Annotated in this window: 6 protein-coding genes; 1 reads left to right on the top strand and 5 read right to left on the bottom strand. The window is 36.9% G+C overall.

Annotation, left to right across the window (positions count from 1 at the left end; translation table 11 throughout):
* Nucleotides 1–2,829 (top strand): carboxypeptidase-like regulatory domain-containing protein, encoded by a 2,829-nt coding sequence (locus EGI26_RS15090; RefSeq protein ID WP_255079665.1) that lies wholly within the window; start codon nucleotides 1–3, stop codon nucleotides 2,827–2,829.
* Between the two features lie 8 nt (nucleotides 2,830–2,837).
* Here EGI26_RS15090 and EGI26_RS15085 read toward each other — a convergent pair whose 3' ends face one another.
* From EGI26_RS15085 to EGI26_RS15065, 5 genes are all read right to left on the bottom strand, one after another.
* Entirely contained in the window at nucleotides 2,838–4,340 is a 1,503-nt protein-coding gene (locus EGI26_RS15085; RefSeq protein ID WP_255079664.1) for a VCBS repeat-containing protein, read from the bottom strand.
* Nucleotides 4,337–7,654 carry a VCBS repeat-containing protein gene (locus tag EGI26_RS15080; protein WP_255079662.1) on the bottom strand — a complete coding sequence of 1,106 codons (3,318 nt, stop codon included), beginning with the start codon at nucleotides 7,652–7,654 and terminating at the stop codon, nucleotides 4,337–4,339. Before EGI26_RS15080 ends, EGI26_RS15085 begins: the two co-directional genes overlap by 4 nt.
* Nucleotides 7,655–7,669: 15 nt before the next feature.
* The gene (locus EGI26_RS15075) at nucleotides 7,670–10,972 is read right to left on the bottom strand and encodes a VCBS repeat-containing protein (RefSeq protein WP_255079661.1); all 3,303 of its coding nucleotides are present in this window, start codon (nucleotides 10,970–10,972) and stop codon (nucleotides 7,670–7,672) included.
* Nucleotides 10,973–11,134: 162 nt separating this feature from the next.
* Nucleotides 11,135–12,613, bottom strand: coding sequence for a RagB/SusD family nutrient uptake outer membrane protein (locus EGI26_RS15070; RefSeq protein ID WP_255079660.1), 1,479 nt, complete (start codon nucleotides 12,611–12,613; stop codon nucleotides 11,135–11,137).
* Nucleotides 12,614–12,655: 42 nt separating this feature from the next.
* On the bottom strand, nucleotides 12,656–15,673 hold the full coding sequence (locus EGI26_RS15065; RefSeq protein ID WP_255079654.1) for a TonB-dependent receptor: 3,018 nt from the start codon (nucleotides 15,671–15,673) through the stop codon (nucleotides 12,656–12,658).
* Between the last annotated feature and the right edge of the window lie 7 nt (nucleotides 15,674–15,680).

Genomic DNA, 15,680 nt, shown 5'->3' with positions numbered 1-15,680 from the left:
ATGAAACCAATTGTGCTTATCTTCATTTTTGCTTTTTGGTCAAATATCGCATTTGGCCAACAAAAGTATGAGATTGCAGGAACGGTTTCTGACTCAGTATCAGGAAATGGCTTGCCATTTGTCAATGTGTATTTTCAAGGCTCTACTATCGGGACCCAAACCGACGAAAACGGAAATTTCAGAATCACAAATGTAAAGTCGGGTAAATACAAATTGGTAGCCTCCATGGTTAGCTTTAAGCCCAATATCAAGGTGTTGACTATTGACAAGGATATTAATAAATTGACTATCAAGCTTGAAGAAGACCAAACCGCCTTGAAAGAACTTAAAGTAGTTGGAAAACGTGACAAAGAATGGGAGAACAACTTCAAAGACTTTTCATTAGAATTTTTAGGAAATAACTTTAAGAAAAAGGAAGTTTTTGTTAAAAACAAAGAGGTTGTTAACTTTGAAAAACATTTTGACACTTACACGGCTACGGCATTTGAGCCTTTGGTCATTGAAAATTATAAACTAGGCTACAGGGTACATTTTATTCTTCAAAACTTCGAAAAGAAAGAAGGAAGAATCACCATAAATGGTATTCCGAGGTTTGAAAATCTTACTGCTTTAAACGAAAATCAAAGACTTTTATGGGAGAATAATAGAATCAAAGCGTATCGGGGTTCTCTAAAGCACCTTGTTAAGGCCATTTTGTTTAAGCAACTCAAAGAACAAAATTTTCGGTGTCAATATTTAGAAACAGATCCGGACAATATGGGGTTTCACGAAATAACAGCATTGGGTAATAACTCCCAACTCAAGTTTATCGACTCAAACCTAGTTTACAAAACCAATGCTGAGAATGTCTTTTTAGTGAATTTTTCGCACAGAGTATTGGTCAAGTATTGGAATGGAAATAGATTGCTCGAGCGGTCCATACTAAAGCAGCAAATGCCGATTGAAGTGGATGAGATAGGAAATATTTTTGACCCTATGTCAATTGCAATTTCTGGTGGGATGGCAGACAGAAGGATGGCAAGCTTACTACCTTTTGATTTCGAAAGCAATGCCTTTCAAACGTCTCAAATAACTGACCTTGAGGTGCTTATACCCAAAGCGGTGGAGGAGCCGTTCAAAGAACCACGCGAAAAAGTTGAGATTTCTATGCTAAAGCCTTTTTACTTATCTGGCGAGCAAATAGACATGGATTTTTCTGTGACCGAGCTGCAAAGTAGCTTTGTGACAAATTTTAGTGGAATATTATATGTCGATATCATTGATATGGCCAAAGGTATGGCTATTGACCATTTGAAATTAAAGCTGGCAAATGGTAAGACAAGCTTGAAGTACAAATTGCCGCAAAAGCTCTCTACTGGTAATTATCAAGTAAGAGTCTATACAAAATGGATGCTTAACTCCTCTGCTGTAGGATTTGCAACCAAAGAAATTTTGATTTTGAACCAAAACTATAGAGCAGAAATTCCTGATAAATTGGAAGAATATCTCGATGAGGTCATAGTGCACACCGAGTCAAAAAATCATCTCATACTGGGACTAAAATCCCGGTTGGTAATTGAAACCAAAAATAACTTTGGAGAAAATTGGTCAACAAAATTTGTTATATTGTCTCCAAGCAATGAAGAAATTTTTAGCTCTGAAACCGATTCTTTAGGTCTTGGACTTATCGAATTTACACCTACTTTGGTAGGTAAATATAAGATTTTGGCAGGTTCTAAAACTTTTAATATGCCGGATGTACTATCTGAAGGCATCGTTATGGCCACTGATTACATAAGCTCTACTGACCATTTGAGGGTTCATATTCAAAACAAACGACCTGATTTAGATTCAATTTATTTGGTTATTTTAAAAAATGCCCAAGTTTTCTACTTCAACAAGATACCTTGCCGTTTACCTTCTTTTCTGTTCAAAATTGAACTTCCTTCGCAAGCCAGTACTTTAAACGTTTTCCTTTTAGATAATCAATACCAAATTTTAGCCGAGAAAACACAGGTAATTGATACTGTAGGAACCGATTTTTTTACTGATGTCAAGCGGTCTTTCACTTTCTCTAAAAGTCAATTATTTGAATTTAATAGAAAATATGACTATGAGAAAGAGCTGTCTTTTGCTGGAAATATTTTTAAAAAAAATGGAGCAGAGCTTTCTAAACCTGCTGATATAAAGTTTATTATAAGTGATATAAAAGAAGACACCGCTACTGGCCAACCTCATGTTTTTGCTATCAATACAAAAGATAAATTCAGAATATCTGGTTTAGATTTTTACGGAGACAAAAAGCTTTCCTATTTGTGTGACCATTGTCAGGTTGTTTTTGATTCCACATTTTCATTACCTCCAATTTTACCAATTAATAAACCAATCAACTGGAAAATAGTAATAGGCAATTCAATGGAAATAGGTCGTAGAAGTTTGGAAATACCTTCCAATAGTATTCAGAAAGGCAGCATTTTGTTAGAGGAAGTTCTGGTGAAAGCAACCAAGCTCTATGATCCACTTAATAAATTTTCGCAATCATCTCCAGCTTTTATATTGAATTCAACCCTCGTTCAGTCTTATTTAAATACTTTGGAAGAAAACCCAATGAAAAAAATCAAAAATCAGTTTTGTAAAGGAGCCGATAGTATAAAACTGATAATTAATAATGTTGAGGAGGAGTCCATTGATGGCATTTCGCCTTTTAATATTGAGAAGTTAGAAATATATAAAGGCACCGATGCAGCATTGTTTAATTGCGGTTGTGCTATAAATATCGTTTTCAAAAAGGAGGCTAATACCAATCACATGGATTCCATTATCATAAATGGATATTACAGAAATCAATAATGATATTTTTAGTGTGTTTTATTTCTCAAAATTACCATCCCACTTCCTTGTTTCCAAGCTTGGTCAAATCCTGCCGGAAACTTAGCCACTGGATGACTTCCTAATACCAAATCAATATCACCATCTTGATCAATATCACCAGCATCTATTACAGACCATCGACCTAAATGATTGATTGGAAGCGTTTTTTGAATAAATTTCGAACTGTTATTTTCAAAGTACATAAACCCTTCCAATGGTCTTTTGTCTACATCAGGAAATAGTGCAATAGAAACCATGTCTATATCTCCGTCATTGTCAAAGTCGCCAGGAACAACTTTTGTTGCACCGTTTTGCATGAAAAATTGAGATTGTTCAAACTTAAAATTTCCTTTATTTCTAAACACATATACGCCATGATAGGGCTTCAAAACTGTGGTAAAATCAGCGTTATCACCAGCCGTATAAATGATATCAAATTTGCCGTCTTTATCTATATCAGCGATATCAAACGAACTAGAACCATATATTGAAGGAAACCTCAGTAGAAGTTTTTCTTCAAATTTCAGACTTCCCTTGTTGAGATAAAGTATGATTTTTTCGTCTCCTTGAGCACAAAGTGAAAGAATATCTGGTTTTTTATCTCCGTTAAAATCTTGAATTATTGTTTTTGTAGCTCCAGTCTGAGTACTTATTACTTTTTTTTGGTATTTGCCAGAGGCGTCTTTTTTCCAAACACTCAAACCGCCGAACTTAAAGCCAAATTCGTTACTAATCAATTCTTCATCAGATGTTTCGTCGAGGTTTCTGCTCAATACTTCAATAGGCCTGTTCAAGTCTGGAAGGATTTTAACTCGCTCGTTATTGGCAGTCTCTGTCACATTCAACCATTCTGCCGAACCATTAACATCAGGATTTGCCTGAGTAGTAAATCCAATATAGGTGAACAAATATGGTTTTTCGGTTTCAATATCCACATACGCTAAGGCATTTTGGTCTTTAATGGTTTGTGTCGGTTTCCCATTTCTATCTAAAATCCAAATAAGCCTATTCGACTGATCTCCAGCCACAATTCTTTGGTTTTTTTCATCTATTTTTACCGCAGTATAGTTAGGTATTTTTCCGTTTGGGCTACGCACATTGAGTTTTTCTATATCAAATCGCCCTTTTAATTCTGGTAATGCAGAATATACAGGAAACTCCAAAGTTTTTGGTGCCTCTGAAAGATAATATTCTTTTATTTTTTCGTAGTCTTTTGCACTTATGAGGTTGGTTTCAGGCTTTAAAATAGCATAGTACATCAGTTCCTTCGGGAGATTCTCTATTTCTTTATCGATTCCCATCATTATACCCATATAAGGTAGTGTGCTATATTGCCAAACGTTTTTAGGTAGCATGTTCGGCTCAGGAAACATGTGACAGCTAGAACAATGGGTTTTTGCTAAAGCCTTTCCTTCAGAAATATCGCTGTTACAACTTATCTCAAATACAAAGACGAACAAAAAACTTAAACATACCAAAGCATATTTCATAATTTTATCTTTTTGAAAATCTGCATTTTGTCGTTATTTCGGGTTACAAAGTACAGTTTCACTTTTGGCGTGTTTAGTGTTTTAATATCTCTCACATCACCTTCCATCAAAAAACCATTATCTGTTGGAACAGAAGCCGTAAAGCTCCCTTTGCCGTTTCCTTTAAGAATCAAACCATAGAAACTATCATATCGGGCTTGATACATGCTGGCACCATCAAAGTTGCCACCCAAAATCACATCTAGGTTACCGTCATTGTCCACATCCTCTGTCCTCAGCACCATTACCTTCGACACCTGAGCTAGGCTTGGTAAAGCTTTGATCTCAAACTTGCCACTTCCCTTGTTTTCTAAGTAAACTGATTCAAATCGATTAACCATTAGTTGGTCTGCTCCGTCCAAATCAGTCTTTGAGAATATTTTATCGACAGTCTTGCCAGCAAAAGTTTTATAGGTTGTGTACTTGGTGTTTATAATACTTGGTATTTGTTTTCCCATTTCGTCTTTCGAATTGGCAGGAAACCACTGGTCGCCTCTATTATATGCTACTATGTGATCTCGTGAGTCGTTTTTATCGAAATCCTTGACGTACATTTTTAACTTACCGTTGATTTCCTTTCTAAATTTGGTATTGGTTCCTAAGTTTCCAACCACAAAATCGATATCGCCATCGTTGTCAAAATCTCCCGAGGCTAGTCCGTTCCAAAACCCTTTTTCTTCTGCCAAACCATTGTCAATTTCCGAAAACTTACCATTTCTGTTTTCAAACATTTTTATTCCCATCCAGTCGCCCACAGCAGTTATGTCTTGATCACCATCTTTGTCGATATCTGCCCAAATGGCTTCCGTTACCATTCCAGCTTCGCTTATTTGGGGAGCTATTTTAGATGTAACATCGGCAAAAACACCTTTCCCATTATTTACCAAAACAAAAGATTTCGGGGTTTTTCCGTAGTTATAGGCTACCACTCTGCCGCCAACAAAAAGATCAATATCTCCATCTTTATCAAAATCACAAGGCCTCACAATGCTCTTGTTTTCAAACATCGGTGGTAGGCTATTCAAAGTCCTACTAAAACCACCGTTTCCATCATTCAGATACAGCCTATCCAACATCTGTGGCATTTTGTCAAAAAACTCGTTTCCGCCAGAAACTACATAAAGGTCAAGGTCTTTGTCTCCATCAGCATCAAAAAACACCGCATCCACATCTTCTTGTAATGAATCAGCCTGCAAGGCGGGTTGTTTTGTTTTTACAAAACCACTGCTCTTCTGCAAGTAAACTTCTCCTGATTGATATTTTGCCCCTCCAACATAAAAATCCTCAAGACCGTCGCCATTTACATCTCCAACAGCCATTTTGGGGCCGTCTATTGAAACTTTAAAAGGAATTAATATTTCTCGATTGAAATCAAAATATACGTTTTCTTTATGAACAAAATCTAGTACTACACTTGGAGTAACTTCCTCAAAAATAGGATTAATTGGCACAAAAAATTGATGGTCTTTTACCAAAATATTAGCAAGACTCTCATCCAAAACCATGGTCTGGTTTATTTTTGGATTTGGAATGACCTGCATTTTCTCGTTTTCCCAAATCACTATCAAAGTGTCAATTGTTGATTGTTTGCCTAAACCAAAAAGTAAGTTTGGCTCTACACTGCTCATAAATCCACGGGTTGGCATCAATTGTTGAAGCTGCTCATTTTCTTTAGTCTTGATAATCACTTTGGCACCAATTCCAAACTTATTGGCATCATTTCCTTTGAACTTCAGTTTAATATAATTGTTTTTTAAGACTTCTCTGCTTTGATTTAAAAATATTCCAGCCGGTTCATTAATGTTATTTGTAATCAAATCCAAGTCACCATCATTATCCAAATCGGCATAAGAACTACCATTAGAAATGTTTTTGTCTTCAAAGCCCCAAAGCAAAGATTTATCTTGAAACCGAAGCTCTTTGGTTCCTTTGAAAAGATAATTATGCATTTTGCCATCTGGCATTTTTTCAATGGCCTCTTGGTCTAGTTTTTTTGAGGTTGGCAAATTATAATGTAAGGAGTCGCTGACTATAAATTTGAGATAATCCAAGTCATTTGGCCTTCGTAAAATTCCATTGGTAATAAAAACATCCTTAATACCGTCACCATCATAATCTGCCATCAAAGTACTCCAACTCCAGTCTGTTGCCATTACACCAGCCGATGGAGCAATGTCACTAAATTTTTTACCCCCCATGCTTAATTGAAGGCAGTTTCTACTGTATTGGTTGAAATATCCAAATTGCAATTTGTAAAGATAAATATCCAATGGATCTTCCCCGACAGAAGATTTCTCTACTGTTTCATCTTCGGGATACATATCCAGGGTCATGATGTCTTGAAAACCGTCGTTGTTGATATCTGCTATATCAGAACCCATCGAAAACCTACTGGTATGTTTAAAGTGCTGGCGAAGTTCTTCCTTAAATGTACCGTCCTTTTGATTAACATAGTAGTAGTCGTCTTCATGGAAATCGTTGCTCACATATACATCTAACCAGCCGTCATTGTTTATGTCTGCAACAGACAAGCCAAGTCCATAACCCATAGCCGCTTGGTAAATTCCTGCCTCTGCACTTACGTCTTTGAATCTGCCGCTATCATTTCGATAAAGATAATCGCCCGCTTCGTTGTCTTTGAGCATACGAGTGTTTACTCTATCATACGACTTTGAATTATGAACAGCGTGATTGAGTAAATAACAGTCTAAATCCCCGTCTTTGTCATAGTCAAAAAAGGCAGCTTGGGTTGAAAACCCTGTAAAGTCTAATCCAAATTCATTCGCTTTTTCTGTAAAAGTTAGATCTCCATTGTTGATAAACAATTCGTTAGAGCCTTCTAGTTTTTTGTAGTCTCCAACTGCACAAACATATATATCCAACAATCCATCTCCATTTACATCAGCCATAGTAGCACCAGTTTTCCAGTCAGAAAAGCCCTCAATTCCCGATTTTTCAGAAATATCTTCAAATTGAGGATAGCCGTCTTTTGTGCCTTTATTGAGGTATAGTTTATTTTTCCCTTGGTTCGAAACAAAAAACAGATCCACTAAGCCGTCGTTATTTATATCTCCAGAAGACACTCCACCACCGTTGTAAAAATATAAATAGTCTAGAATATTGAAGTCTTGTGTTTCCTTTATATTGTTCGCAAATGTTACTTTAGACTGCTCTGGGCTCAGTTTTTTAAATAGAATTTCTTCTTTTTGGCCAAACTTGCACGCGTTAAGAGTAATTAAAAACAGAATAATTAAAAATTTAAAAACAGAATTCATCAAAATATTAAATTATTAAAAGTTAAACACTTGGGCATTATCATTGTTTTTGGCCAAAATCAGCAATTCTTTGTTTCCAAAACTTTTGATTTTTAACATTTTTCTAACTTGGCCAACGGTTCTAAAACCACTTTTACTCGGCAAAACCGTCTCAAATTCTCCTTTACCTTTGCCTTTTAGGTATAGTCCATAGTTTGTATCGAATCTTCCCCATTCGGGCAGAACATCATAGAAATTTCCCGCCAAAACTAAGTCAACAATCCCATCTTTGTTAAAATCACCGGTTTCAATCGCTCCCACTTGAGAGTACTGTGCTTCTTTTGGCAGAGCTTTGATTGTAAAATTGCCTTTTCCATCATTTATTAACACAACAGTCTTTGTTGTTACTACATTTCGCTGGATTGCATCCTTCATTTGCTCTTCAGCAAACAGCTCTGTAACTGTTTTGTTTGCATATTCTGTGTACTTAATAAACTTGGTTTTTATCATGGGTAAGGCTCTCTGTAGCTCTCCTTTCAATACCATCGGGTAGCTTTTGCCGTCTTCAGTTTTGCAAGATATTATTTGCTCATAATAACCGTTTTTATCAAAATCATTTGTAAGAAGGGTTGCTGGGGTTTCTTCGGAGGCAACTAGTTTTGTATTTTCTCCCATATTACCTACAACAAAATCCATATCACTGTCATTGTCAATATCTACAGTTTTAATGCATTTCCATAAACCGCTGCTATTTTTAATACTTTGCTGTAATACCAATCTGTTTTTGTTCTCATTCTTGAAAATCACAATTTCGCCCCAATCCTGCGTCACTATCAAATCAAGATTGCCATCCTTATCGGTATCCACCCATTCAGCATCCGTAACCATTCCTAGCTCGGTAATCTGAGGCATGTATCTTTTTGATTGGTTCTTAAAACCACCAGTGCCGTCGTTAATGTAAAAATTGCTTTGCGGGCTTAAACCATATTTGGCCGAAATCATTCTGGAGCCTACAAATAAATCTAAATCGCCATCTTTGTCGAAATCTCCTGCGGTTGAACATGAGCCGTTTTCATAAATTGCAGGAAATCTTGTATCTCTCTTGAAATTACCTTTGCCGTCATTAATATATAATAAATCATGTAATTCGGGAGCATTTTCAAGGAATTCGTTGCTTCCTGTTACTATAAACAAGTCTAAATCTTTGTCTTTGTCTGCGTCAAAAAATATCGCATCTGTGTTTTCTGTGGTAACATCCATTCCAAAATCAATCTGACTTGATTCTATAAAACGTCCACTTTTTTGCTGTATGAATAGTTTTTTCAATTGCCCTGTGGCACCTCCCAAGTACACATCATCCAAGCCATCTCCGTTTACATCTCCCACAGCCATTGCAGGCCCTTGGGTAGAAAGCTTTTGCTTTAACAATACATCTCTGTCATAATCAACAAATTGGTTTTCTTGATGCTTATAACTTAAGCTTGTATTTGTAACATCCGAAAATATTGGAGCAGTAGCTTTAGGTATTTCTTTGAAATCAACCTTGGCCTCTGTTATATTCAAGGTGATAGTTTTGTCAGAATTTACATTCTTGATTATTTGTATCTTATCATTTGGCCAAATGACTTTAACTGAGTCTATTTTCGCATTTTGGCCTAGCCCAAATACCATTTGCAAGTCACTAGAAGACTGAAAGCCTCTATTGGGCATTTGTTGCAATACTTTTTGCTCACCTTGCTGATAAACATATACCATAGCCCCAATTCCAAAGAGATTTCTATCTGAGCCTTTGAGTTTAAATACGAGGAAATGGTTTTTTAACTTTTCATTTGATTTATTTTTATATACTGAAAGTTCAGCATTTACATTGTTTACAATTAAATCAAGATCGCCATCATTGTCTAAATCACCATAAGCAGAACCATTCGAAAATCCCGGTCCTTCCAATCCCCAATTTTTTGCCTGATTTTCAAATTTTAGATTTCCAATATTTTTAAAAGCGTAGTTTGGAATAGGTTTAGCTGAAATCTTATCAATAAACTCTTTAGCATCAAACTTTTTACCGTCAAGCATCTGTTGCATGGTGTTTCTATCTCCCAGAAAATCCACGAAGTCTTGGTCCGTTAGGTCTTTTGCAATACCATTTGCCACAAAAAGGTCTTTGTGGCCATCATTGTCCATGTCAAATATCAAAGCACCCCAACTCCAATCTGTTGCATGGACACCAGCATATTGCCCAATTTCGCTGAAAGTACCATCGCCATTGTTCAAGTGCAGGTTGTTCCTCATATATTGATGCCAAAACCCTTGTTTCAATTTCAATTCAACCAAATTATATCCCTCAAAAATGCTTGTTGTTTTCAGTCTTCTGTCATCACCAGGAAGCATGTCGGTTACGAAAATGTCAAGATTGCCATCATTGTTTATGTCTGCCATATCAGCACCCATTGAACTCAAGCTAATATGCGGCATTTCGTTCTCAAGGTCTTCTTTGAATTTCCCATTCTTCTGGTTGATATAGAGGTAGTCTCGTTCATAAAAGTCATTTGAAATATAAATATCTGGCCAATTGTCGTTATTGACATCTCCTATTGTAATCCCAAGGCCAAATCCTATTAAGCTTCCATATATTCCGGCTTCCTCAGAAACATCCGTAAATTTTATTTCGTTATTGTCATGGCTGTCGTTTCTAAATAGTTTATCGCCTCCCAAATTATCTCTTTTATTTCTTAGATTTTGATACCCGAGTTTATCTATTGGGGTAAAGCTATTATTCAACAAATACATGTCCAAGTCGCCGTCTCGGTCATAGTCAAAGAATGCTGCATGCGTTGAAAAACCACCATCTTCAAGACCAGCATCTTTGGCTTTTTCTTTAAATTGTGGGATTCCATCTTTTAAACCTTGGTTTATAAATAACTGGTTTCCTCTTTGGTCACGGCTGCCAGAATTGCAAACATAAATATCCATTAAACCATCACCATTGACATCGGCAAACGTCGCTCCTGTAGACCAAAATTTCTTTAAATTAATTCCTGATTTCGCCGAGATATCTTGAAAGGTCAGGTTCCCCTTGTTAAGGAATAGTTTGTTTTCCTCAAAGTTAGAAGTAACAAAAACATCAGACAGGCCATCGTTGTTAATATCACCAATTGCCACGCCACCCCCATTATAAAAGTTTCTATAATTAAATATGTTAAAATCTTTACGGTGCAAACTCCTGTTTACAAACGAAATTCCGGTTTGAGACGAAGGAAGTTCTTCGAATAATGTGTCAGCAGGCTTATTGCAAGCAACAGCAAACAGAAGTACACAGGCTGAACCGAGTAGTTTCTTCATTAATTCATAGGTTATTTTTCAATGCAAAGATACGCATAAAGCCAAATACAAAAAAGAAGGAGCTTATATATAATGCTTTAAGTCCCTGAATTGAAATTGGTAAAAAGCAAAAAAGCAGAATCAAAAGATTCTGCTTTTTTAAATATCCAAAAATATTAAATATTAATATCCAGGGTTTTGCTTCAACAGTGGGTTGGCATCAATACGGTTTTGAGGTATTGGGAACAACTCTCTAGTTTTGTCAGTTACTTTCATAAACTTCCTTTCTTTAGAGAATACTCCAAAACGAATCATATCATTACGTCTCCATCCTTCCCAAGCCAATTCACGACCTCTTTCAGCAAGTATATCTTCCTTAGTAACAGTTGTCAAAGGAGCAACCAATGATCTAACTCTTACTTTGTTAATATCAGCCAAAGCATCAGCAGTTTTTCCTAACCATAGTGATGCCTCTGCTCTCATAAGCAAAGCATCAGCCAAACGGAAGAATACAAAGTCATTGTCTTGGTCTCCATTAGGGTTGTTTCTTTGAATCTCATATTTTTGAGAACGAATACCCGCAACTTGGAACTCAGGATCGGCATCGGTCATTTGATCTTTCTTAAAATCTGCTATGAAAGCCAAAGGCTGATCTTTAGCATCTTTCAAAGCAGCACCTGAAGCAGAAAACTGCTGACCTTTGATCCACATATTTTGACGAGCATCACCTGATTCGAATGAGTTGTAGAAATCAGCTAATGTACAGAAACCGTTCCATGGAGAGTTTCCTAGACCATACGTTTGCTGGTTGGCATAGTGAAGAGTTCTCATTTGGAAGTTCATTCCACCAGCAAGAAAGCTATCAAATGGTATATTGAAAATAGATTCGCCTGATCCTTGGTTTTGAGTAGTAAAACTAGCCAAAGTAGTAGGAGACAACGAGTAACCATTTTTTGAAGTAACCACTTTATTGATTGCATCATATGCCTTTTGCCACTCTGGAGCACCTTTATATACACCGGCGTTCAAGTACAACTTAGCCAATAACATAGTAGCAGCATCTTGGGTCATACGGCTATATGCCTTTCCAGAAGGAAGACTAGGAATTGCTTCAGTCAGTTCTTTCTCAATAAATGCATATACTTCAGCACGAGGTTTTGTAGCAGCCGAAGAAGAAGCACCAGTTACGATTGGCACATTTCCAAAGGCATCAATAGCCATAAAATAATAAAATGCACGAATAGCTCTCAATTCATCAACCGCAGCTTTGTTTGCAGCCACAGCAGGAAACAATTGATTTACTTGTGAAATATTACCGAAAATAAAACCCCACATACCGTTAATTGGACCATGTTGAGCAGTCCATGTGTGACGTGAATATGCCAACCAATCACCGTTGTCAAACCAGTCACCACCACGTGTCGGAACTATTAATTCGTCAGAAGTTGCCTCAGAAGGGTTAAACCAGTCCCAAGTTAATCCTCTCATTCCAGAATAAGCTGGACCTACTGCAGCAGCTACTTGAGCATCTGTCTTCAAAAACTGATCAGCTGGAATTGCATCATACACTGGTTCAGTTAAATCCGTACAAGACTGTAGGGCAAATGTAGAAACTACACCTACAGATAGTACTTGGTAAAAATATTTTTTAAAATTGTTCATATTAATATTAATATTAATTTAAATGATAATAATGTTAAATGGTTAGAAACTAATGTTTACACCACCAATGAAACCACGAGTTTTGTAATATGTTTCACGCACATCTACACCTGGTGCACGTCTATCACCCTCAACCCTTAACTCTTGGCTAACCTCTGGATCAACACCTGAGTATTTTGTAAATAACAATAGGTTGTTTCCTGCTACATAAATACGTGCTCTTTTAATTGCCTTGCTAGAAATAGGTAATGTATAACCCAGAGAAGCATTGTTCAACCTTACAAAATTACCTGACTCAACATAATAGTCCATTGGAATAGTTTGAGAGTCATTGATTTTCGAAGTCAATGCAGAAGCTAGGGCATTACTCTCTGCAACACGGCCATCTTGTCTACCCAAAAGCAACTGATTAGTATTCATTATTTTAGCTCCCATGTTGCTTGTTAGCATAAACGAGAAATCAAATTTTTTGTAAGTGAATTGGTTAGTTAAACTACCAACAAATTTTGGGTTTGGATCTCCCAAATAGGTTCTATCTCCATCACTTGGCTCAACTTTACCATTACCGTCTAAGTCTTTGAACGTATATGTCCCTTTGTCAGTAATACTAGCTACTTGAGCACCATAGAATACACCTACCGGCTGTCCAGCTTGCAATATAGAGAAGTTCACCGCCGAAGTACCTCTAATAAAATTACCTAAGCTCGTTGGTAAAAACACTACGTCTGGTGCTGAGAAATCATTGTTTGCAAGGCTAACAACTTTGTTTTTGTTAAATGAAGAAGCCAAAGTAGAACTAAAAGAGAAGTCTTTAGTATCAACCCACTGATAAGCCAAAGTAAACTCAACACCTCTGTTTTGCATAGTACCTATGTTAGCCAAAATCGTAGGATAAACGAATCCTTTTTCTTGAGGAGCATTTACAGTGTAAAGCAAATCTTGTGTTTGACGTGTATACCAGTCAACCGAACCAGAAATTTTACCTTTCAATAGTGAGTAGTCTAAACCAGCACCGTAGTTTTCATTAATCTCCCATTTCAAGTCAGGGTTTGGATTTGAATTAATGGCATAAGCTGGTAAGAATGATCCAGTACTGCCGTCGTAATATGAACCATTAGGGCCATAAAATGATCTAGACTGAAGTGGTCTGATACCCTCTGAGTTTCCTGTTCTACCCCATGATACACGAAGTTTCAAGTTATCAACAGCTGAGTTTCCTTTCAAGAAAGCCTCCTCGCTCAAAGTCCAGCCTAATGATACTGATGGGAAAAAACCCCATTTGTTATTGTCACCAAATTTGGTAGAACCATCACGACGAACGTTTACTGTAGCAAAATACTTATTGGCTAGGCTATATTGTGCACGACCTAAAAACGACACCAACTTGTATTCGTTTTTGTATGAGCCAATAAACCCTGGATTCGTTCTGATTCCAAGACCAGAACCGATATTGTTTGCACCAAGAATATCTGTTAAGAAATTATTGTTTGTTACACCAAAACCATCAAAAACTACGTCCTGATAAGTGTAACCACCTAATAAATTCAAAGTACTGTTTGAAGTAACAGCTTTAGACCAATTTAAAGTAGTTTCAAACTGCTTATCAGTTTGGTTTTCGTTTCCTCTAAATCCTGAGTTCCCAGCAGAGCCTCTCAATGGAACATTCGCCATAGAGTTCTGAAAAGCATTGATGTCTTTTCCTTGAGTTCTTAGAGTACCTCCAATGTTAAAAGTCAAACCGTCAACAATTGTAAAAGCAGCTTGAACATTTCCTAATAGGTCGTTCAATTTTTCACTTTGAGTTCTATTTTCAACCACAGCTAGCGGATTGAAGTTTGCAAATGTTCCTGGAATTTGGTAATAAGAACCATCATTATTTAGAACAGGGTCTGTAGGACGCATGTTTTGAGCCAAGCCCAATGCAATATTTTGAGCAATATCAGAATTTGTCTGAGATGCCGAAAAGTTAAACTTAAGATTTAACCTATCGTTAATTGCTTTCGAATCTAAATTCAAACGAGCATTTAATCTATCTTTTCCTGACCCAATCAATGTACCAACTTGGTCTAAATATCCAACAGAAGCTCTGAAAGAAGTTTTGTCAGATCCGCCAGAAACACCCAAGTTGTAGTTTTGAGTAGTTGCTGTTCTAGTTATTGCATCTAACCAATCAGTATTAGCACCATTATCGGTAAATGTTTGATTGTATTTCTTAGCTGCTTCTCTAAACTGAGCACCGTTTAACAAATCAGGTCTTTGAGAGATTTTCTCCGTACCTAAATATGCGTTAAAGTCTACAGTAGGAACCCCAGCCTTACCTCTTTTGGTAGTTATAATTATAACACCGTTAGCACCTCTTGACCCATAAATAGCGGCCGAAGAAGCATCTCTCAAAACATCCATGGTTTGAATATCTTCTGGAGCAACGTTTTGGATTGGAGCACCAATTACGCCGTCAATAACATAAAGAGGCTCAGATCCAGCACTTAATGAACCAGTACCTCTAAGTCTTACCGTTGGAGTAGAATTAGGATCTCCACTACTTTGAGTAATTACCAAACCAGCCACTTTGCCTTGAGCAGCAGACAATGGATTCGTAACAATACCCGCATTGAAATCTTTACTTCCTAAACTTGTTACTGTTCCAGAAATTTCTTTTCTTTTCTGTGTACCATAACCTACTACAACCACCTCTTCAAGAAGGGCAGCGTCGTCAGCCAAAGTTACATTGATAGTAGAACGACCACCGATGGCAACTTCCTGAGAAGTCATACCCACAAATGTAAATGTCAAAGTTCCATTGCTAGAAACTCCTGCGATTGAATAAGAACCATTCAAGTCAGTAGCCACTCCTTTAGATGAACCCTTCAATTGAACGGTAACTCCAGGAAGACCATCACCTGATTTGTCTGATACTTTTCCGCTCACAGTAATGTCTTGAGCAAGAACTGAAAATGAGAAAAACATTGAGACTAAAACCACTAAAGAGCTTTTGCTCGTTAATTGATTTGCCCCAAAGTCGAAGACCATTCGACCGAATTGGTAGAATCTGTTCATCATAGGTTAA

Source organism: Lacihabitans sp. CCS-44 (assembly GCF_024343735.1).
Classification (GTDB): Bacteria; Bacteroidota; Bacteroidia; order Cytophagales; family Spirosomataceae; genus Leadbetterella.
Note: the sequence above shows the minus strand (reverse complement) of the source record. Positions and strands in the feature narration are given on the sequence as shown.

What these genes read in the sequence shown, in the direction of transcription:
- EGI26_RS15090 (WP_255079665.1), top strand. Translation starts at nt 1, where the DNA reads ATGAAACCAATTGTGCTTATCTTCATTTTTGCTTTTTGGTCAAATATC.
- EGI26_RS15070 (WP_255079660.1), bottom strand. Translation starts at nt 12,613, where the DNA reads ATGAACAATTTTAAAAAATATTTTTACCAAGTACTATCTGTAGGTGTA.
- EGI26_RS15075 (WP_255079661.1), bottom strand. Translation starts at nt 10,972, where the DNA reads ATGAAGAAACTACTCGGTTCAGCCTGTGTACTTCTGTTTGCTGTTGCT.
- EGI26_RS15085 (WP_255079664.1), bottom strand. Translation starts at nt 4,340, where the DNA reads ATGAAATATGCTTTGGTATGTTTAAGTTTTTTGTTCGTCTTTGTATTT.
- EGI26_RS15080 (WP_255079662.1), bottom strand. Translation starts at nt 7,654, where the DNA reads ATGAATTCTGTTTTTAAATTTTTAATTATTCTGTTTTTAATTACTCTT.
- EGI26_RS15065 (WP_255079654.1), bottom strand. Translation starts at nt 15,673, where the DNA reads ATGATGAACAGATTCTACCAATTCGGTCGAATGGTCTTCGACTTTGGG.